Source organism: Hyphomonas polymorpha PS728 (assembly GCF_000685315.1).
Classification (GTDB): domain Bacteria; phylum Pseudomonadota; class Alphaproteobacteria; order Caulobacterales; family Hyphomonadaceae; genus Hyphomonas; species Hyphomonas polymorpha.
The window spans coordinates 1-19,174 of the sequence record NZ_ARYM01000005.1 but is presented as its reverse complement, the minus strand read 5'-3'; the positions used below and the strand labels follow the sequence as shown (position 1 = coordinate 19,174).

Genomic DNA, 19,174 nt, shown 5'->3' with positions numbered 1-19,174 from the left:
TCCCTCATCTTATCGTTACATCCATCTGACATTATGACACGCATCGCGTCAATTGATTCCTGCGTCCGGCTTGCCACCGCGCCGGAAGAGTCCAGATTGAACCTTCCGGCGCGCCGGCGCGTTTGACGGTGAGGATGAGTTTGCCAATTGACTGGATAAGGCCCGGCGCGGGCGGGATTGAGGTGGCGGGCGGGGCGGCGTTTGTGGACCCGTCATTGCCGAGGCCGCTGGCAATCGTGACGCATGGCCATGCCGATCATGCGCGGTCGGGGCATGGCCGCGTCATCGCCACGCACGAGACGCTGGCGATCATGGAGGCCCGGTATGGGCCAACGGCGGGCTGGGCGGTGGCCTATGGCGAGACGGTGGAGATCGGGGATGTGCGCGTGACGCTCTATCCGGCGGGCCACGTTCTGGGCTCGGCGCAGGTGTTGTTGGAGCGGGGCGGCGAGCGGGTGATCGTGACGGGCGACTTCAAGCGGGCGGCGGACCCGACCTGCCCGCCCTTCGTGCCCGTTGCTTGTGATGTGCTGATTACCGAGGCGACCTTTGGTCTGCCGGTGTTCCGGCATCCGCCGGCGGCGGGTGAGGTGGCCAAGGTGATGGAGCGTCTGGCTGAAGCACCGGAGCGCAGCGTGCTGATCGGCGCGTATGCGCTGGGCAAGGCGCAGCGCGTGATCTGCCATCTGCGCGAGGCGGGGTATGACCGGCCGGTTTACCTGCACGGCGCGATGGAGAAGCTTTGCGCGCTTTATGAGGCCCATGGCGTGAAGCTGGGAGAGCTGCGCTCGGCGACTGGCGCGGAAGCAGAGGAAATGGCGGGACATGTGGTGGTGGCTCCGCCAAGCGCACTGCGGGATCGATGGACACGGCGCCTGCCAGACCCCGTGCTCGCGATGGCATCCGGCTGGCTGCAAGTGCGCCAGCGGGTGCGGCAAAACAATATCGATCTGCCGCTGGTGATCTCTGATCATGCAGACTGGGCAGAGCTGACGCAGACGATCCGCGAGGTGGCGCCTTCGGAAGTGTGGGTGACGCATGGCAGCGAGGCGGGGCTGCTGCGCTGGTGTGAGCTCAATCAGATCCGCGCGCGGGCGCTGCATATGTTGGGGCGAACGGATGAGGGCGAGGCATGATTGCCGACTTTGCCCGCCTGCTGGACCGGCTGATCATCACGCGCTCTCGCAATGAGAAGCTGAGCCTGATTGCGCGCTATCTGCGGGAGGCTGATCCCGAAGACCGGGGCTGGGCGCTCGCGGCGCTGGGCGGATCGCTGGACCTGCCGCAGCTGACCTCCAGCGTGGTGCGCAAGATGGCGGCAGAGCGGGTGGACGAGGAATTGCTGCGCCTCAGCCGGGAGTTTGTGGGGGATACCGCAGAGACGGTTGCGCTGATCTGGCCCGCCCAGGACAGCGGGGCGGCCGCGCCGCTGACGCTGCGCGGGGTTGTGACGGCGCTCCAGGCGACGCGACGGGGGGAGGCGCCAGGCCTGTTGGCGAGGTGGCTTGATCAGTCCACGGTGGAGGAGCGGTTCGCGCTGCTGAAGCTGGCGCTGGGGAACTTCCGGATCGGTGTTTCCGAACGGCTGGCGAAGACCGCTTTTGCCGAAGCGTTCGGCTTGGCGCTCGCGGATGTGGAGGAATTCTGGCATGCGAGCCCGGCGCCGCATGACGATCTTTTTGCCTGGGCAACCGGCGCCGCGCCTGCGCCGGATGTGAGCGCGGTGGTGCGGTTCCGGCCATTCATGCTGTCTGTACCGGTGGAGGGCGCGCCGCCGGACTTGCGGGACTTTGCCACAGAATGGAAATGGGATGGCATCCGCGTGCAGTTGGCGCGGGCCCGCGGCGAAGCGCGCCTCTACAGCCGGGGCGGGGAGGACATCTCCGAAGCCTTTCCGGAATTTGCCGGAGCGATCCCACATGGCACGGCATTGGACGGCGAGCTTCTGGTAGCGGACGAAAACGTTCCGTATCGGACGGCGTCCTTCTCGGAATTGCAGAAACGTCTCGGGCGCAAAGCGCCGCCGCGCAGTCTACTGGAAGCCTCCCCGGCCTTCATCCGGGTGTATGACCTGCTGGAGCATGAGGATGAAGATCTGCGCCCTCAGAGCTGGGTTGAGCGGCGGCGAATACTGGAGATGTTTGTGCAGCGTTTGCCGCCGGACCGGTTTGATCTTTCGCCGCTGGTGCCGGTGACGGATGCCGTCATGCTGGAGGCAATGCGCCGGGAGCCACCCGCGCCGGCCATCGAGGGCGTAATGCTGAAGCGGCGGGACAGCGCCTATATGGCGGGGCGGATTTCGGGGTTGTGGTATAAGTGGAAGCGAGATCCGTATACGGCGGATTGTGTGTTGATGTACGCGCAGCGCGGATCAGGCAAACGATCATCGTTCTATTCTGATTACACCTTCGGCTGCTGGACAGAGGATGGCCAATTAGTGCCGGTAGGGAAGGCTTACTCCGGCTTTACCGATGAAGAGCTTGTGCGCCTCGATAAGTTTGTGCGCGGAAACATTACCGGGCGCTATGGGCCAGTGCTGGAGGTTCGCAAGGAACTGGTTCTGGAGGTGGCGTTTGATTCCATCGGGGCGAGCAGCCGACACAAATCCGGGCTGGCGATGCGCTTCCCCCGGATCAGCCGTATCCGCTGGGATAAACCGGCAGCCGAAGCCGATACGGTGGCGACGCTCCGGAACCTGATCCTGCAAACGGGGTGAATACCGGACTTGGCAACTCCGCCTTCGGGCGATAGCAGATGTTGCACAAGACGTGTCAAAAGAGATGACACGCATTCCGGGGAGAGACACATGCGCCGTCATCTTGTTGCAGGCTTTGCGGCCCTGCTGGTTCCTGCGCTGGGCGCGATCGCTGAGCCTGGTAAAGCCACTGAGGCAACAATCAACGCCAACAAGGCGTTCGCCGAAGGGCTGCCCTGGGACGATACGTCAGAGGCTGAACTTGCCGCGCGCGGATTCCTGGTAACACGGGAAGATCCGGTGATCCTTGGCGCGGACGGCGAGAAGGTGTTTGATCTCAGCGCCTATGATTTTACCGACGGCCCCACTGCCGAAACGATGAACCCGAGCCTCTGGCGGCATTTGGGGCTGCTCAAGCAACATGGCTTGTTCGAAGTGACTCCCGGGCTCTGGCAGATCCGCGGCTTCGATATTTCGGTGATGAGCATCATCGAAGGCGAGACGGGCTATATCATCGTCGATCCGCTGACAGTGACCGAATCTGCGGCGGCGGCGTTTGAACTTGTGAAGCAGCATCTGGGCGACAAGCCTATCCATGCGGTAATCTATACCCATAGCCATGCCGACCATTTTGGCGGCGTCAAAGGCATTGTGACGGTGGAGGATGTGGCTGCCGGTAAGGTGCAGATCATCGCGCCGGAAGGCTTCATGGAGCATGCCGTCAGCGAGAACTTGATCGCAGGCGGAGCGATGAGCCGACGGGCGAATTTCCAGTTTGGGTCACGCCTCGAACCCGGCCCGGCGGGGCAGGGCGGCGCGGGCATCGGCACGGGCATTCCGCGCGGTTCGATGAGCCTTATCCCGCCGACGCATTCTATCACGGAGACCGGCGAGACGCTGGTTATCGATGGCATCGCGATCGAATTCCAGCTGACGCCCGGCACCGAGGCTCCGGCGGAAATGAACTTCTATATTCCGCATCTCCGCGCGCTCTGTCTGGCAGAGAATGCCAATGCGACGATGCACAACGTGTTGCCGCCGCGCGGCGCGCTGGTGCGCGACTCCAAGGCGTGGGCGGATTATCTGACCGAGTCGATCGCCCTCTATGCCGACAAGACCGACGTGATGTTCGTGTCTCATGGCTGGCCACGCTGGGGGCAGGCGGAGATCACCGAATACATGTCGCATCACCGCGACGCCTACAAATACCTGCACGATCAGACCATCCGTCTGATGAACAAGGGTTATGTGGCCAGCGAGATTGCCGAGGTGATTGCTCTGCCCAATAGCCTTGCAAGCAAATGGTACAATCGCGGCTATTACGGCACGATGTCTCACAATTCCAAGGCGGTCTATCAGCGCTATCTTGGCTGGTATGATGGCAACCCGGCCAACCTAAACCCCTGGCCGCCGGAAGAAGCCGGCAAGCGCTATGTGGCGGCGATGGGCGGGGCAAAAAAGGCGCTGAAGGTGGCGCAGAAGGCCTATGATGGCGGCGACTATCGCTGGGCGACGCAGGTGGCGAGCCATATTGTCTTTTCCGACGACACCAACATGAAGGCTCGCGAACTTTTGGCGAAGGCGTTCGAGCAGATGGGCTATCAGGCGGAAGGGTCACTGTGGCGGAACATGTACCTTACGGGCGCCGCCGAGGCGCGAGAAACCCCGGCCGATCGTCAGATCACGACCGTTTCGCCGGACATGATCGGCGCGATCACAACGCCGCAGGTGTTCGACATGCTGGCCATTCGCGTTGATCCGGCCAAGGCCGAGGGGATTGCAACGTCTGTGGCATTTGTCTTCCCGGACCGGGGCGAGACGCGCCGTGTTTCCATCCGCAATTCCGTGCTGATCCATGAAGACGGTGCGGCAGGCCCCGTGGACGCAACGGTTACCATTCCGCGCCCGGCTTTTCTGGCAATGCTGTTTGCCGGGCAGACCGCCGCCGCGCTGATGGAAGCGGGCATCATGAAGGTGGAGGGCGAGCCGGGCGCCACGGCGGCGTTGATGTCCGTGTTCGATCCGGCCGATACCGGCCCACCTTTCGAAATCGTAACGCCGTAAGCAGAAGGCCGGGTCTTGAGCCCGGCCTTTTTCGTTCTCGCAGTAGTATCGGAAGCCTATTTCGTCGCGCAGCGGCTGTTGAAGGCGGCGACGTCGTCATTGTACTGGCGGACGCTCGCCTGCAGCGCCAGCTCATGGCGTGCAAGTCGCTTCTTGGCCTCGTCATAAACGCCCCTGGCAGCGTCGGCAGCTGCGGCATGGCCAGCAGAGGCGCGGCGGTGAATTTCTGTATCTTCCCAGGCCTCTCCGGTGGATTCCACGGCTTCCGCAGCCGCATCACGCTCTGTCGTCAGCTGCGTGATCTCGGCTTGCTTTGGCGGCAGTGTGGCAGCCATGGCCTTGCAGGCCTGCATGTCCGCCGTGCCATTGGCCTGTGCGGCCGCCACGGGGCAGGCAATCATCAGTGTGGCCAGAAACAGGGGACGAAACAGGATCATTGAGAGCTCCTTGCAATCGGCCTGATTATCCGGGCCAGCGATGAAGCGAGGCTGAACAGGTCTGCCACCTCACCGCCGCATTTCAGCTGTGGTTCTGTTCCACCCGGATGCGGCCAGCGGTGATTACATCGATGATGTTGAAGACGGCGTTGAAGTCTTCCAGAAGCTCGCGCACGCGGTCTGCGCTGTCGAGCGGTTTGAACATGCTGCCGGGTTCGAACAGGTTGCCGCCCTGGACTGTGATCAGTACTTCACCGCCGTCAAAGCAAGCTTTCAGCTTGCCGCCCTTGAACACTTGTTCGAGGTCTACGAGTTTCTGCATCACATCGGGGGTGAGCAGATACCGGCTCTCAACCTGGTCAGTGGTGTAGACTTCGAAGATCTTTTCAAAGGTCGGGTCTTCAAGGCCAGCGCGTTGCATGCCTTTCCCCCCGCCGAAGCGGTTGAAGAAGCCGGCATCGCGGGTCACCAGCGTTCGTCCGTAGAAGGTCTTGTGGAAGTCGAGGCGCAGGCATTGGCCCTTGAACACCGTGACCCAGGTGGTCCGTGTGCGGCCCTTGGAGTCTGTCGTGGTACGCTTTTCCTCAAGATGGGCTTCGAACAGTTCGAAGTTCACCTCGCGGCGCACGCCGGTGATATAGTCCTCATACTTGGAACGGTCCCAGCCAGGAACCACACCGACTTCCTTGTGGCGATAGATCGACTCCACAGGGCCAGGTTCAGAAGTGAAATTCAGGCCGAACTGCTCGGCGATCGGCACGACGATCAGGCCCTTGGCTTCCTTGGCAAGCTGGCTCACCCCATGCTCGCCGCCGGCAAAGAGGATTATGCCGACAAACCCCGCGACGATGGCGATCCAGAGCATCTGAGACAGGAAAGCAATTGCCAGTCCCGCCGCGATCACGCCTCCGGCGATCCAACGCATCAGGATGGCGCGCTTGGTGACCTTTATCCGCTCTTCCTCCCGCGCCAGCAGGGCGGGGCGGATGCGCTCCTCGAAGATCTGGTCGAAGCCCTGAAACTCCTTGGGAAGACCCGCAAGCGCCTGACGGATGGCGAGATTGCCTGCGGAATTGTCCGTGGAAGGGGGGGTATCGGTCATGCCAGCTGTCCCGAACTGTCAATTGGTCCGTCAAGTCTAGGGCGAGTTGGCCGGGGCTGAAAGGCCCCGATTCCGGCATCAGAGGGCGAGACGCAGCAGATATTCGAGATCTTCGTGCCGACCGACGGGAAAAATGAAATCTCCCACCTTTTCCCAGCCATAGCGGGCGTAGAGCCGCTGCGCGCCTTCATTCTCCGAGTAGACGCTGAGATAGACTTCCGGCGCGCTCTGGCCGCGGGCCCAGGAGAGGGCTTCGTCTACAAATCGCGAGCCGAGCCCGCGCCCCTGCAGCGGCGTGTCGACATAGAGGCGTTTGAGTTCCACAGCGCCGGGCTGTGCATTGTCCGCAGGGAGCGAGAGCGGGCTGCACAGAAGGTAGGCCGCCAGCACGCCGGTTTCCGTCTCCGCCACGCGGATCAGGTTGCGCGGATCGGTGAGCCAGGCGGCATAGGCGGCCGTTCCGTGGGAGTCTTCGAGAAAGCTGGCGAGGTCTTCGGGGTGGTAGAGGTGCCCGAATTTGTCGGTGAAGGTTTTCTGGGACAAAGCAACCAGCGCCGAAAGATCGCCCGGAACTGCGTGGCGAACCGTCAGTTGCGAAGCAGCATGGTCAGTCTGCATCGCTCTGGCCGTAGATGGCGGTGCCGGAACCGGTGGCATCGATCCAGCCGCGATACATGCCGGCGGAGTTGAAAACGAAGCCATAGTCGCCATCGCCGCTAATCACGATGACGCCACCATCGCCGCCGAGCGCGGCGACTTCAGCCAGCGCCACGCCAGCTGCCGTCTTCACGTCTTCGCCCGCCAGTTTCACACGGTCGCAGATGGTTTTGGCAACGGCTACACGGATGAAATATTCCCCATGGCCGGTGGCAGAGACGGCGCAGACGCCGTTTTCGGCATAGGTGGCCGCGCCGATCAGCGGGGTATCGCCCACGCGGCCTGCGGCTTTCGCGGTCATGCCGCCGGTGGTGGTGGCAGCGGCGAGGTCACCGTTGGCGTCTATGGCGACCGCGCCGACGGTGCCGTGACGATCGGCGGCCGTGCGGGCCCGTTCCTGCAGAACACGCTCCAGCGCCTCGCGGCGCCGGTCTGTGTCGAAATAGCCGTTCTCGACCATTTCGAGGCCCTGCGCCTGGGCAAATTCATCGGCGCCCGTGGCCGCGAACATGACGTGCTCGGACTTTTCCATGACGGCCCGGGCGGCTTTGATCGGATTTTTCACGCGCATCACGCCCGCAACGGCGCCGGCATTCCGGTCGCGGCCGTCCATGATCGCGGCGTCGAGTTCATGGGTGCCCGCGGCGGTGAACACTGCGCCATGGCCAGCATTGAACAGGGCGTCATCTTCCATCGTCAATACGGCTGCCTCCACCGCGTCGAGCGCGCTGCCGCCTTCGCGCAGCACCTTCGCGCCGGCTTCGAGAGAGACATTCAGCGCGGCGATATAAGCGGCTTCGAGTTCCGGCGTCATGCTGCCCGGTAGGATCACGCCTGCGCCGCCATGGATGACGAGGCGCCACTCAGGCGCTGTCGCTTCCGGGGTAGGGGCAGGTTCGGCGGAGACACTGGCGCAGGCGGTCATGATCAATCCTCCAAAGGCGAGGGCGAGCTGCGTCAGTGTCTTCATTTTCAGATCCCTTCAAGGCTCTTGCGGGCCGCTCTCAGTTTCTCCCGCCGCGCGGTCCAATCACGGATGCGCTCCCGGTTTTCCTCGACAATTTCTTCGGGCGCCTTGGCCACGAAGTCAGCATTGCCGAGTTTCTTTTCGGTGCTGGTGATGTCCTTGTCCAGCGTGGCGATTTCCTTGTCGAGGCGTTTGCGTGCCTCGGCCACATCAATCAGATCTGCGATGACAAGGGCCGCCACCGTTGATCCGACTACGGCGGAAACGGCGCCTGCCGGCATTTCATTTGGCAGCGTCACATCTTCCACGCGCGCCATGCGGCGAAGGATTTCCCCATGCGCCTCGGCGCGCATGATATCGCCATTGCTGGCATTGACGAAAGCAAGCGGCACCTTGGCGCCGGCCGGCACGCCGAGATCGTTCCGCAGGGAACGGATTTCGGTGATGAGGTCGATCAGCCAGGTAATCTCTTCAGCAGCTGCCGCGTCGCGCCAACCGGTGGCTTTCGGCCAGGTCTGCAGCATCAGGAAACCCTGATCGTTTGCCCGCCCAGGGGCGCGGCGCTCCCACAGCTCTTCGGTCACGAAGGGCATGAAGGGATGAAGCAGTTTCAGCGCTTCATCGATAACATAACCGCAGACCATGCGCGTTTCGTATTTTGCGCCGTCATCCATGCCTGCGAGCAAGGGTTTGATCAGTTCCAGATACCAGTCGCACAGCGTGTTCCAGATGAAGCGGTAAAGCGCGCCAGCCGCTTCGTTGAAGCGGTATTCCTCAAGTCCGCGCGTAACGTCTTCCACGCAGGCCGAGAGCTCGCTGAGAATCCAGCGGTTGACCGGGCGTTCGATTGTGGACGGATCAATCTGACCTGGCGCGCCGCACTCGTTCATCTCGGCAAAGCGCACGGCGTTCCAGAGTTTGGTGGAAAAGTTCCGGTTGGTTTCGACCACCTGTTTCGACAGGCGAATGTTGCGGCCTTGTCCCGCCAGACGGCTCATCGAGAAGCGCAGCGCGTCGGCGCCATACTCATTGATGAGGTCCAGCGGGTCCATGACGTTCCCTTTGGACTTCGACATCTTCTGGCCCTTCTCGTCGAGGACGAGGGCATGGATGTAAACGTCCTTGAACGGAGCCTGGCCGGTGAATTCGATGCCCATCATCATCATCCGGGCGACCCAGAAGAAGATGATGTCAAAGGCGGTGACCAGCGTGGCCGTGGGGTAGTAGGTTTTCAGCGCGTCGGTCTCTTCCGGCCAGCCCTGCGTGGAGAAGGGCCACAACGCGGAGGAGAACCAGGTGTCGAGAACGTCTTCATCCTGAACCAGCTTTTTTCCTGGCCCAGCAGCCAGCTGCGCCTCTGCTTCAGAGTTGGCAACAAAGCAATTTCCGTCTTCATCATACCAGGCAGGAATCCGGTGGCCCCACCAGAGCTGGCGGGAGACGCACCAGGGTTGGATGTTGTCCATCCAGTTGTAATAAGTCTTGGTCCAGTTTTCGGGCACAAAGCGCGTAAGCCCGTCTTCAACCGCCTTGCGCGCCGGCTTGGCCAGCGTGCCCGCATCGACATACCACTGATCCGTCAGCCACGGCTCGATGACCACGCCGGAGCGGTCGCCGAAGGGTTGTTCAATCTTCAGCTTTTCGATCCGCTCAAGGAGCTCCAGGACCTCGAAGGTTTCAACTACCTTGTCGCGCGCCTTCAACCGGTCGAGCCCACGGAAATCTTCCGGAATGCCTGCGGCGTCTGCCTCGGCGCCGCTGACAATGGCGGCAACGGATGTGAGAATATTCAACGGCGTATGGCCCGCGCGCTTGCCGACTTCAAAGTCGTTGAAGTCGTGTGCCGGGGTGATCTTCACCGCGCCGGAGCCTTTTTCCGGATTGGCGTATTCATCCGCCACAATCGGCACGCGGCGGCCAACGATAGGCAGCTCGACGAACTTGCCGACAAGGCCCTTATAGCGCTCGTCTTCGGGGTGAACGGCAACGCCGGTATCACCCAGCATCGTTTCGGGACGCGAGGTGGCAACCACGATATAGTTGCGCGTCTCTGTGCTAGCCGGATTGCCGTCTTCATCCTTGATCGGATGTTCGTATGTGACGCCGTCTGCCAGCGGATAACGCAGGTGCCAGTAATGCCCGTCGACTTCCTTCTGCTCGACTTCGAGGTCGGAAATCGCGGTCTGGAAATGCGGGTCCCAGTTCACGAGGCGCTTGTCGCGGTAGAGCAGGCCCTTGCGGTAAAGCTCCACGAACACCTTGGTGACGGCTTTCGAGAGGCCCTCGTCCATGGTGAAGCGCTCGCGGCTCCAGTCACAGGAGGCGCCGAGACGTTTGAGCTGGCCGGTGATGGCGCCGCCCGATTGTTCTTTCCATTTCCAGACGCGCTCAAGGAAGGCTTCGCGGCCCATTGTGCGGCGGTCCTGATTGCCTTCCTGGGCCAGCTGGCGCTCGACCACCATCTGCGTGGCGATACCGGCATGATCTGTACCCGGCTGCCACAGCACATTCTTGCCACGCATCCGCTCAAACCGGATCAGCACATCCTGAAGCGTATTGTTGAGCGCATGGCCCATATGCAGCACGCCGGTAACGTTCGGCGGCGGAATGACGATGGAATAGGCCTGGGCGCTGGTATCGCCCGATGGATGGAAGCAACCCGCTTCCTCCCAGGCTTTATAGAGCCTCGGTTCGGCTTCGGCGGGGTCAAATCTCTGATCAAGCATCGTTTTCGTGTGGGCTTTGCGGGCAGGGCATAAAAGAAAAGCGCGCCGGTAAAGGCGCGCCGTTCCCTATAGCAAGTTTGAGGGATGAGGCTAGCGCGCCATGCGGGCAATCCGCTGTACTTCGGCTTCCACCTTCTCTTCGACGATCCGGGCGAGGTTGGCATCGAGCCATTCCTTGACCATAGGCTTGAGAAGCTCGCGCACCAGGCCTTCCAGCGTGTTGTCGCTGCCAAGATCCATCTTGGAGATCAGCTTGCCGAGCGCGCCGGCAGCTGATTCGGCAGTTTGTGCGTCCGTCAGAGGCTCATTTGCATAACGCGGTGCGGCAGGCATTTTCGGCTCCGGTTGAGGGGCGGGTTGAACAGCGCGGGGCGCGGGGCGGGGCGTAGGCTGGAAAGGCGGGTCGATCTCGGGTTCCGGCTCCGGCATCGGGGCGGGCGTAACGGCTTCCCGTGCCGTCGACGCGCCGAGAATTGCCTCGAAGGAAAATTCCGGGCCCTTGATCTGGGTGGTGAACTCTTCAGCCACTTCTCCGGCGATTTCGTCTGCCAGATCCGACTCGTCGCCCTCGAACATGCCGAGATCGTCAGCATCATTGTCGTACGAGAAGTTGGGACGGCTGCTGGACGGCTCGGCTGTCACTTCGCGCATGACGGGCCGCCCGGCGGTAGGCGCAGGACCGTCATCGGCAATGATCTTCCGGATCGATGCGAGGATTTCCTCCATCGTGGGTTCTTTATGTGCTTCGTTGGCCATCTCAGCCCCTCGCTGGCGGAATCACAATGTCTGAATACCACCGTTAGGCCGCCGGGGTTAACAAGCGTTTGACATTGTTAACGCCTGAGAGGCGAGTGGATCAGCCAATAGTGCCCAGTGCGCCGGTTGCGCGCAGCAGGTTGTGGGCAGCAACATAGGCGTCTCTTTCCGCCGCGACCAGTGCCAAGCGTGCTTCGAACAGCTGTTGCTCCTGATCCAGGGCGTCGAGGGTCGAGCGCACGCCAACGGCGAGTTCTTCCTGAGCACCTTCATAGGCGATTTCCGCCGCTTCGACCTGGCGGCGCGAGGCTTCGATTGAGCGCAGGGCGGCCTCATAGGTAAACCACGCCTGAGTGACCTGGGCGCGCACCTGGGTTTCCAGATTATCGATAAACCGGCGCGCCTGTTCGCGGCGCAGCTTGGCGCCTTCGGTCTGTGCCTTCACCACCCCGCCGGTGAGCAGGGGAATGCGCGCCTGTGCGAGCGCGGAAACGCTGGTGTCCCGCTGATCATTGCTGCCGAATGTTTCCTGAAGGGAGGCAGTGCCCACGAGGTTTACCTGCGGGCGGCCGTCGGCTCTTGCGGAATCGACGGCGGCGTCTGCCGCGCGGAGATCTTCACGCGCCGCAGCGATGCTGGGATTGTCCTTGATCGCCGTCACCAGCGCTGTCTCGAGGCTTTCCGGAAGCGGCGGCACAGGTGGAGGCGGGGCCAGATCGCCGGGGCGCAGCCCGGTCAGGTACTGATAATTGGCCTCACTGGCCTGGAGCGTGGCTTCAGCGCCGGCGAGTGCCGCGCGGGCGCCTTCGAGCCGGGCTTGGGCCTGTGCCACATCCGTCCGGGTGACAACGCCGACATCAAACCGGTCCTGCGCCGCGCGCACCTGTTCGCTGGTGACCTCCACATTGTTCTTGCGGATGGCAACGGCCTCACGATCGCGGACGACATCCATGTATGACGTGACCACCTGGAGAACCAGATCCTGGCGGGCGGCGGCAAAGCCGAGGTCAGCAGAGCTGATGCCCGCTTCAGCCTGCCGGATGCCGGCGGAAATCTTCCCTCCCGTGTAGAGGGGCTGGATGGCTTGCAGCTGGGCGGAAGCGACCGGGCGGTCTCCCACGCCGAAGGCGAACGGGCTGGTCGTGTCGATATATTCATAGCCGCCGCCGGCGGTCAGGTTGACGGTGGGCCGTCCGGCGCCGCGCGCGGCCTCAAGGTTCTGCCGGGCGATATCCGTGCGGTAGCGCTCGATTTCCAGCTGGGGGTTGGTCGCAAACGCAGAGGCAACCGCTTCCGGCAAGGTCTCCGCGAGCGCCGGTGTCGCCAAGAAGAAAGAAAGAAGGCTGGTGCCAATCAGCAGCCGGGGCGTGAGCTTACGCATGATGGAATACCCTGTTGGTCCTGTCAGCAGGGTATATAAGCTTTTCTTTTAATAAGGTGAACGCTGTTCACCAAAACATATGGACGCAGGGCGCCTTCAGAAGGTGAAGGCCGGTTTGCGGTCAAATTCCACAAGGCGTGGCGGGCAGGCATCGAAGCCATCGCGCGAGGAGAGGGTATCTCCGGCCTTGGTGAAGACCTTGCCGCGGCCCAGGCGCCCATCATCGGCGACCACTGCAACGAGGCGCCCCCCTTCGGAAAGCTGCGCGCCCCATGCTTCGGGCAGGGTTTCAACCATGCCGCATACATAGATGACGTCAAACGGCGCCTGTTCGGCAAGGCCGCTGGCCAGCTGGCCTTCTACCGGCGCAATGCGATCAAGGCCGAGCTCGGCAAAGCGGGTACCCATCGCGTCCACGAGGCCCGCCTTGTCTTCCAGCGCGATAACCGTGTCCGCCAGATGGCTGATGAGGGCAGCTTCGTAGCCCGAGCCTGCCGCAATCACCAGCACCACATCTGTTGGTTTGATCTGGGCGAGCTTGATCAGCTTGGCCGTATCGCGCGGCGTCCATAGGGACCGGCCGGGCGCTGTTTCGATTTCCATCTCGGAATAAGCCACAGAGCGGCGCGAGCTGGGCACAAACTCCTCGCGGGGCGTGCGCAGGAAGGCGGCCACAATCGCCGGATCGGTCACATCATTCGGGCGGATCTGGCTGTCCACCATGATTTCGCGCGCAAGGTCGAAGTCCATCTCAAAACGCCGTTTCTGAATCGCTGGATAGGTATGCCCCCTGTATCACGGCGGCTGCGCCGCGCAATGCGCAGGATCGCCGCGACATGCTTCTTCTGTGAAAGGTGATGAAAGGCCGATTGTCTCCGCGCCCAAGCGCTGCTAGAGGGCCTTTCTCCTGAGGCCCTATGGCGGAGTGGTGACGCAGCGGATTGCAAATCCGTGCACCCCGGTTCGATTCCGGGTGGGGCCTCCATTGTTTTTCTTGGGTTTTCTCTATGAAGCCCATTACGCGCACGTCTCCGTTTACAGCGGCGTTTACAGTTTTGTTCATGATGCGGCCCCTCTGGCCTTGGCGAGTTTGATCAAAACCGCGTCGGTCTCATCCGGAGAGACGCGGGCATAGTGCTCGATAACGTTGGCCGCTGTGCGTATCGACCATCCCATATGGTTCGCAATTTCAGCTAGGGTCAGGCCAGCATTCAGTAGGCGAGTTGCAGCTGTGCCCCGGGTGTCCTGGAGGCGAAGCTCACGGGACAACCCGGCTTTGTCTCTCCATTGCCTAAGTCCCTCAGAAGCCCTGTGTTCGGTCAACTGACCGCCTGAAGCATTGGTAAGGATAAGCATTTGATCCGCCGGGGTAGCGGCAATGATTGCGGCCAGTTCGGGCGTGATTGGGATAGAGGCGATGCGTTTCCGCTTGTTGGTGCGAACCCTGAGGCGGTGTCCGTTTGGGATCTTCTCGACATGGCCGCGATTTAGCTTGATCAGATCACCAGGGCGGAGGCCAGTTTCACAGGCAACACACAGCAGACGCTTAATCCAGTCGGGGGCAATGCGGTTGATCGCCTCCAGATCTGCAGCGGTCCAGACGATTTCCGAACGGTCCACTTCATAAAGACGGTGTAGCTTGTGGCAGTGGTGCTCGGATAAAAGTCCTTCTTCCACCGCCCAATTGAGAACGCGCACTGCGTGGGTTCCCGCAGCGTCATGCTGTTTGGGAGAATGTTTCCAGGTCGCACGCCACTTATTAAGTTCGCCGCGCGATCCTTTCTCCTCAAAAATACAGGCCGGTGCGTCGTGAAAATGGTTTGCAAACCGTACCGCCCATTTCTTCACGTCGCGGCGGGAGCGCTCGGCTTTTGGCATGGCAGTGCTGGCCAAGAACTGCTCGACCAGCAACGGGACGATAAGCCGATCCGGCTGCGGTCTCTCAGCTGCCTCTGCATATGCCCGAAAGAAGTCAGGATCGCGTGGCTCTTTCACCCCATCGACCCAGAATTTGGTTCCTCCGCGCCGCGTATAGAAGTGCCATCTCACAGCCCCGCCAACCAGCTTCCTGCGAACTCGGTGAACGCCTTTAGGAAGAGCCACGTTTTGCTCTCCATTTTTCTAGTTCTGACAGCTCGGAGTGCGGCTCATCTTCGCCCATTGCGGCTAGGATGAGGGCGCGGCCATCAGGCGTCGTTTCGATGGAAACCGAGCGAAAGCCTTCAGCGCGAAGTCGCTTAGCAATGCCGGCCACATCTCGCGCACTGGGGAGGGTGGGGCGCTGGGGTCTCTGTCTAGGCATCGTCAGTTTCCGATTTGGTTAAGGGGTGAGGCCGTGCGTCCTTGAAGGATCTCGATATCCGTGGGGGGTCCCAGAACGCTTTTCGTTGTTCGGCCGACCTCGGGGCCGTCAATGTCGCCCCCCGTTAATTCAGAACGCCTGACAGGCGAACTCGAAGTTCTGGCGTGGCTGACCCGGCGGCCTCAACACATACCCCGACAAGGAAATTGCTCTCACTTGTGGTTGTGCACTGGTCAGCGGTCGGGTCCCAGTAAACCCTGCTGCCGAGCGTGAACGCCTGCGAGGTGGATTTGGGAAGATCATAAACGCCTTCGCAATGAAGCACGAGATCCCCACCGGATGCCGCGTCCGTGCCAGCAACGCCAAACAGTCGGTCGATAAGAACACCCTCGCCGGACACAACGTTTCTGGGGGCAGGCACGGTCACGGCATGACCTGGCTGAACAAAATTGCGCATATTACCATCCTTTCGTCATACGGACGGTCACAGACCGCCGTGGTTGGCCGCTCTGGGCCGTTCTGAGTTCTTCGGTGAGATCCTGAATGGCGCGGCGAAGTTCTGCATCTGATCGATACTCGACACTGTTGCCGTCGTATTCGACCTTGCGGACGCCCGAAGCCCGAGCCGCTTTCAGTGCCTCAAGTCTGGCTTCCAACTCCGCCGCGCTAGTCATCAGGGTGTCGCCGCGTGATCAAGCCGCGTCCAGCCGCGCCATTCGACAAAGGCGTGACCGAGATCATGGCGAATTTTGAACTGGAGGGCGTCAACTTCAAAGCCCCAACGGCTCTCCGTCATCGGACCTGGAGCGCTGAAAACGCAGGCGGCCAAGACGGCGTAGCGTTCTGCTCATACGTGTGGCTAGGCTCGTCATTTTGTGCCTGCCGACTTCATTCCAAAGAATGAAGGCTCTAAACCCGTGAAGTTGATGGAGATAATAGTGTCGACATGGGTGAGCGTTAGCGGATTGTACTGCGCAATTCCGTCTGGGGCGATAAAGAAGCCGCCAGCTTGCAACTGACGACTGAGGGCGCCCTTTCCAAGAGTATCGCCCCCGACAATTCGATCGTCAGTCGTGTCGATCGAGACAAAAAACCACAACACGTCGTTTTCCGGCTCAGCGAGAAAATCTGCCGCAAGAGCGGCAAACGGCTGTCGCACAGTACGGAGCGGTCCTGCTGTCTTAGGCTCGACGGAACTGTGGTCAGCGCTGAAAATGTTCACAGGGATCGCGGGCCGATACTGGAGCATTATCCGGCTAGCGATGTTCAAGATTTCGCCTTCCCCAGCAATCCTTGTAAGTCGACCAAACACAAAGGCCATAACCACATGCATTGGTTCGAATAGCTGCGATGCCGTTCGCCCCGGGCCCCGGCGCGGAAGATCGCCAAAAAGTCCTTGTTGAGCCCAACGGCGAATTTGCCGCTCGAAATATGACGTATCGAGCGGCAAAGTGCCCGCAAGCTTTTCAGCTACTTCTGAGACCGTCATGCCTGATTTCATTTTGATGCTCCGTTTACCGCTTTACTTTAGAAGTAGAGCTGTAATGCGTCAAATTGAAATTGGGCGTTGGATAAGTTAGGCTGCCTCGTTTTCCACAGCTTTCGGCTTTGATGGGTGAAGGATCTCTTCAACTTCGGTGAGGCCTGCTATGACTTCATCGAGCATCATTCCCAAAGCGTACACGCCATTTTCGGATTTTCCGCAGATGCTCCAGCCATCAATTGCCATTGTGGCAAGCGCCACTTTGCTGCGCATTTGCATGATCTTTTCTGCAGATCTGCTCTATCCAGTTCTGAACGAGTCATCCTAAATCCTCTCGATTGTAAGTTATTCGCGCGGTACAAACGCACGGTTTTGATACGGAATGAATGAGTCGCTGACAAGCTTGCATATTCGTGCCGGGCGGGCGTTGCTCGATTGGTCAATTCGCGATCTGGCGAAGCATGCAGACGTGCACCCTAACCGGATCAGCAGTTTCGAGAACGGCCACACTGCCGATCCCTACAAGCTGGAGCAAATGAAGGCCGCCTTGGAAGCGGCCGGTGTTGAGTTCCTCTATGGCGCGAAGCCCGGCGTGCGCCTGGTCAATGCCCGCTCATCCAGCGCGAAGTGATGGCTCCGCGCTTTGGATGAGGCGTCAGCGATTCACTGGGAACCGGATCGCCTGGCCCGCGCATAGGTGCGTCCAGTAGTATTCTGGCTTCATCGTTCAGCCTGAGGCCAAGGGACTTCAGCCCTTCCAGCGCCGCCATGGCATACACGCGGCAGTCGAGTGCCTCGTTTCTATCCTGAGCCCGTTTCCGCCATTCCCGGATCTGCCGCCCTTTGTGCCAGCGAGCGTGCAGGCGCTCTGCCGTGAGCTGGGCAAACCATTCAGCATCCCTGCCAGCCGGGAAATGGACGTAACCTTCGCCCGCTGTGTCGATGGACAAGCGCGAATAGAAGACGTCTTTGATACCGTCCACGCCGATCACGAATAGGGGCTGCCCGCCCTTCTTCGCTCTGGAAGGCCTGCGAGGCCATGCGGGGCGTCCGGCGCCAGAAGCGCCCTTAATGGCCCATACACGGCGCGCTGATCTTGCTGCGCAGAATTCCAGCACGGTTGGCGTGTAATGCCCGCCGCTGTCGATACATACGGCCCTGACAGGAAGAGGCGGCGCGTTCCTGGGCGGCGTGTACCTACGGCCTAGAATGCCCTCAAGTGTTGCCCATGTCGCCGCTTCGGCGGGGGAACCGGGGATCACGATGTAATCAAGGCTCCAGCTTTCTTCGCCAGATCCCCAGCCAACCAGCTCAACTTCAAGCCGGTCATCCTGGACGTCGACGCCGGCCGTAATCACGGCCACCCCATCAGGCAACATATCTCCCCAATTCTCAGCCCGCGCGGCGAGGCTCTCAGGCTCAAGCCGTGTCTGGCCATCGTCCCAAGTTTCTGCCAGCGCCGTGTTCGTCCACGGTGCTGATGAAGTTTATACTAGGATGCGCGGTTTTCGAGATCGTGGCCTAATCCAGCCTGAACTCTTCATCGGCCGTGGGCGCACGACCGATTTTAGTGAAGAGGAGGTGGCAACCGCTCTTATTCTATATGCCACTTCGCTAGCTGATCTTGGTGCAAACAGCTTGCGCCTTGTCGCGGGGGCGGTGCGCGCCTTTGCTCCCTCTCGCGGTTCCTTCAGTGGCCGCGGCATTGCTGCGGCATTGAACGGGATTGGCGAGGGCCAATTGTGGGTGATCCGTTTCTCTCTTCGACAGACCACTGAAGGGCAAAAATACACCGCGGCCATAATGGCAAAAGATGAGGCGCAACCCAAATCAGCAACGATTGTAGATGCCTATGCAGGACAAGCTATTTCGACTTCTGATGTTGAGTTGAATCCTATCCTTCTGCCGCTGGTGTCAGATCGCAGCGGGGCGAACTAACATGGTCCGCCGCCCGTCCGCCTTCGACCGTGCCCGCCAAGCCATCGCCCGTGCGATTGCGCCCGAAGCCGTTCGCCGTTTCGACGGGGCGGCCGGTGGAAGGCGTTGGGATCGCGGCGCGCATTTCGGCGCAGTGAGTACCGAAGCATTGGCAGCGGCGGGGCCGATGCGTTCGCGGGCGCGGTATTTCTACAATAACAACGCCCACGCTCGCAGCGGCGTGGAAGCCCTTGTGACGCATCTTGTCGGCACCGGCATTTCCCCCGCCAGCAAGGCGGCGAACACCGATGCTCGCACCGCCTTGGGCGCCGCCTGGGCGACCTGGCAGAACGTGGCCGATGCCGACGGCCGGACCGATCTAGCCGGAGTCGTGGCTTTGGCCGTTCACGGAATGATTGTGGACGGCGACTCGCTGTTGCACCTTATCCAGACGCCGCGCGGCCTTCGCGTTCGCGCCATCCCGGCCGAACAACTGGACGAAGCGAAGACGGCAGACCTTGGTGACGGCCGGTATATTGTGGGCGGTGTTGAATTCGCGGCCGATGGCACGCGCGCGGCCTACTGGATTCTTCCGGTCAAACCGACGCAAACCGCAATCACTTATGCGCCGTCGATCCGCATTCCCGCCTCTGATGTGCTGCACCTTTGCGCGCCGGTGGGCATTGG

General features: G+C 61.2%; 19 protein-coding genes, 1 tRNA gene and 1 pseudogene. 7 read left to right on the top strand and 14 right to left on the bottom strand.

The genetic code is table 11. The features are described from left to right. Positions 1-134: 134 nt before the first annotated feature. The 3 genes from HPO_RS05430 to HPO_RS05420 all read left to right on the top strand — a co-directional run bounded on the left by HPO_RS05430 (position 135) and on the right by HPO_RS05420 (position 4,759). Complete coding sequence (locus tag HPO_RS05430; RefSeq protein ID WP_035595552.1) at positions 135-1,136, top strand: ligase-associated DNA damage response exonuclease; 1,002 nt, start codon at positions 135-137, stop codon at positions 1,134-1,136. Continuing rightward, complete coding sequence (locus HPO_RS05425) at positions 1,133-2,716, top strand: cisplatin damage response ATP-dependent DNA ligase (RefSeq protein ID WP_035595550.1); 1,584 nt, start codon at positions 1,133-1,135, stop codon at positions 2,714-2,716. Before HPO_RS05430 ends, HPO_RS05425 begins: the two co-directional genes overlap by 4 nt. 90 nt (positions 2,717-2,806) lie before the next feature. After that, positions 2,807-4,759, top strand: a complete 1,953-nt coding sequence (locus HPO_RS05420; protein ID WP_084324174.1) for an alkyl/aryl-sulfatase — start codon at positions 2,807-2,809, stop codon at positions 4,757-4,759. A 56-nt stretch (positions 4,760-4,815) separates the two neighbouring features. On the opposite strand, the gene HPO_RS05415 is transcribed toward HPO_RS05420, so the two are convergent. The 8 genes from HPO_RS05415 to HPO_RS05380 form a co-directional block, all read right to left on the bottom strand. Then, a complete protein-coding gene (locus HPO_RS05415) occupies positions 4,816-5,196 on the bottom strand; it encodes a hypothetical protein (protein WP_035595548.1) in 381 nt (126 codons plus the stop codon). Between the two features lie 82 nt (positions 5,197-5,278). Further along, complete coding sequence (locus HPO_RS05410; RefSeq protein ID WP_035595546.1) at positions 5,279-6,298, bottom strand: DUF3137 domain-containing protein; 1,020 nt, start codon at positions 6,296-6,298, stop codon at positions 5,279-5,281. 78 nt (positions 6,299-6,376) lie between these two features. Beyond that, a complete protein-coding gene (locus tag HPO_RS05405; RefSeq protein ID WP_035595544.1) occupies positions 6,377-6,916 on the bottom strand; it encodes a GNAT family N-acetyltransferase in 540 nt (179 codons plus the stop codon). Further along, positions 6,906-7,925: an isoaspartyl peptidase/L-asparaginase family protein gene (locus tag HPO_RS05400; RefSeq protein WP_035595543.1), complete on the bottom strand. Its 1,020-nt coding sequence runs from the start codon at positions 7,923-7,925 to the stop codon at positions 6,906-6,908. The genes HPO_RS05405 and HPO_RS05400 overlap by 11 nt, the downstream gene beginning before the upstream one ends. A 2-nt stretch (positions 7,926-7,927) precedes the next feature. After that, positions 7,928-10,648 (bottom strand): valine--tRNA ligase, encoded by a 2,721-nt coding sequence (locus HPO_RS05395; protein WP_035595542.1) that lies wholly within the window; start codon positions 10,646-10,648, stop codon positions 7,928-7,930. Positions 10,649-10,738: 90 nt separating this feature from the next. Next, on the bottom strand, positions 10,739-11,404 hold the full coding sequence (locus HPO_RS21085; RefSeq protein ID WP_051612322.1) for a PopZ family protein: 666 nt from the start codon (positions 11,402-11,404) through the stop codon (positions 10,739-10,741). Between the two features lie 100 nt (positions 11,405-11,504). Further along, a complete protein-coding gene (locus tag HPO_RS05385) occupies positions 11,505-12,785 on the bottom strand; it encodes a TolC family outer membrane protein (protein WP_051612321.1) in 1,281 nt (426 codons plus the stop codon). 96 nt (positions 12,786-12,881) lie between these two features. After that, entirely contained in the window at positions 12,882-13,535 is a 654-nt protein-coding gene (locus tag HPO_RS05380) for a protein-L-isoaspartate O-methyltransferase family protein (protein WP_035595541.1), read from the bottom strand. A 161-nt stretch (positions 13,536-13,696) separates the two neighbouring features. Here HPO_RS05380 and HPO_RS05375 point away from each other — a divergent pair. Further along, positions 13,697-13,770 (top strand) — tRNA-Cys (locus tag HPO_RS05375). A 74-nt stretch (positions 13,771-13,844) separates the two neighbouring features. On the opposite strand, the gene HPO_RS05370 is transcribed toward HPO_RS05375, so the two are convergent. The 5 genes from HPO_RS05370 to HPO_RS05350 all read right to left on the bottom strand — a co-directional run bounded on the left by HPO_RS05370 (position 13,845) and on the right by HPO_RS05350 (position 16,843). Then, on the bottom strand, positions 13,845-14,888 hold the full coding sequence (locus HPO_RS05370; RefSeq protein ID WP_206742131.1) for a tyrosine-type recombinase/integrase: 1,044 nt from the start codon (positions 14,886-14,888) through the stop codon (positions 13,845-13,847). A 323-nt stretch (positions 14,889-15,211) separates the two neighbouring features. Beyond that, positions 15,212-15,544: a DUF2190 family protein gene (locus tag HPO_RS05365; RefSeq protein ID WP_035595538.1), complete on the bottom strand. Its 333-nt coding sequence runs from the start codon at positions 15,542-15,544 to the stop codon at positions 15,212-15,214. A 1-nt stretch (position 15,545) separates the two neighbouring features. Beyond that, positions 15,546-15,761, bottom strand: coding sequence for a phage head-tail joining protein (locus tag HPO_RS05360; RefSeq protein ID WP_035595535.1), 216 nt, complete (start codon positions 15,759-15,761; stop codon positions 15,546-15,548). Between the two features lie 194 nt (positions 15,762-15,955). Next, complete coding sequence (locus HPO_RS05355) at positions 15,956-16,588, bottom strand: helix-turn-helix domain-containing protein (protein ID WP_157532686.1); 633 nt, start codon at positions 16,586-16,588, stop codon at positions 15,956-15,958. Positions 16,589-16,663: 75 nt separating this feature from the next. Next, positions 16,664-16,843 carry a hypothetical protein gene (locus HPO_RS05350; protein WP_035595531.1) on the bottom strand — a complete coding sequence of 60 codons (180 nt, stop codon included), beginning with the start codon at positions 16,841-16,843 and terminating at the stop codon, positions 16,664-16,666. Positions 16,844-16,952: 109 nt separating this feature from the next. Here HPO_RS05350 and HPO_RS05345 point away from each other — a divergent pair, with 109 nt between their 5' ends. Beyond that, positions 16,953-17,201, top strand: coding sequence for a helix-turn-helix domain-containing protein (locus tag HPO_RS05345; protein ID WP_051612320.1), 249 nt, complete (start codon positions 16,953-16,955; stop codon positions 17,199-17,201). On the opposite strand, the pseudogene HPO_RS05340 reads toward HPO_RS05345, so the two are convergent. Continuing rightward, positions 17,173-18,033 (bottom strand): annotated as a pseudogene (locus tag HPO_RS05340) (terminase gpA endonuclease subunit); the annotation flags it as partial. The gene HPO_RS05345 and the pseudogene HPO_RS05340 sit on opposite strands and share 29 nt — an antisense overlap. Positions 18,034-18,067: 34 nt before the next feature. Between HPO_RS05340 and HPO_RS05335 the strand changes: the two are divergent. Further along, a complete protein-coding gene (locus HPO_RS05335; RefSeq protein ID WP_035595529.1) occupies positions 18,068-18,508 on the top strand; it encodes a hypothetical protein in 441 nt (146 codons plus the stop codon). A 1-nt stretch (position 18,509) separates the two neighbouring features. Further along, the coding region (locus HPO_RS05330) for a phage portal protein (RefSeq protein ID WP_157532684.1) at positions 18,510-19,174 on the top strand (665 nt) is incomplete at its 3' end.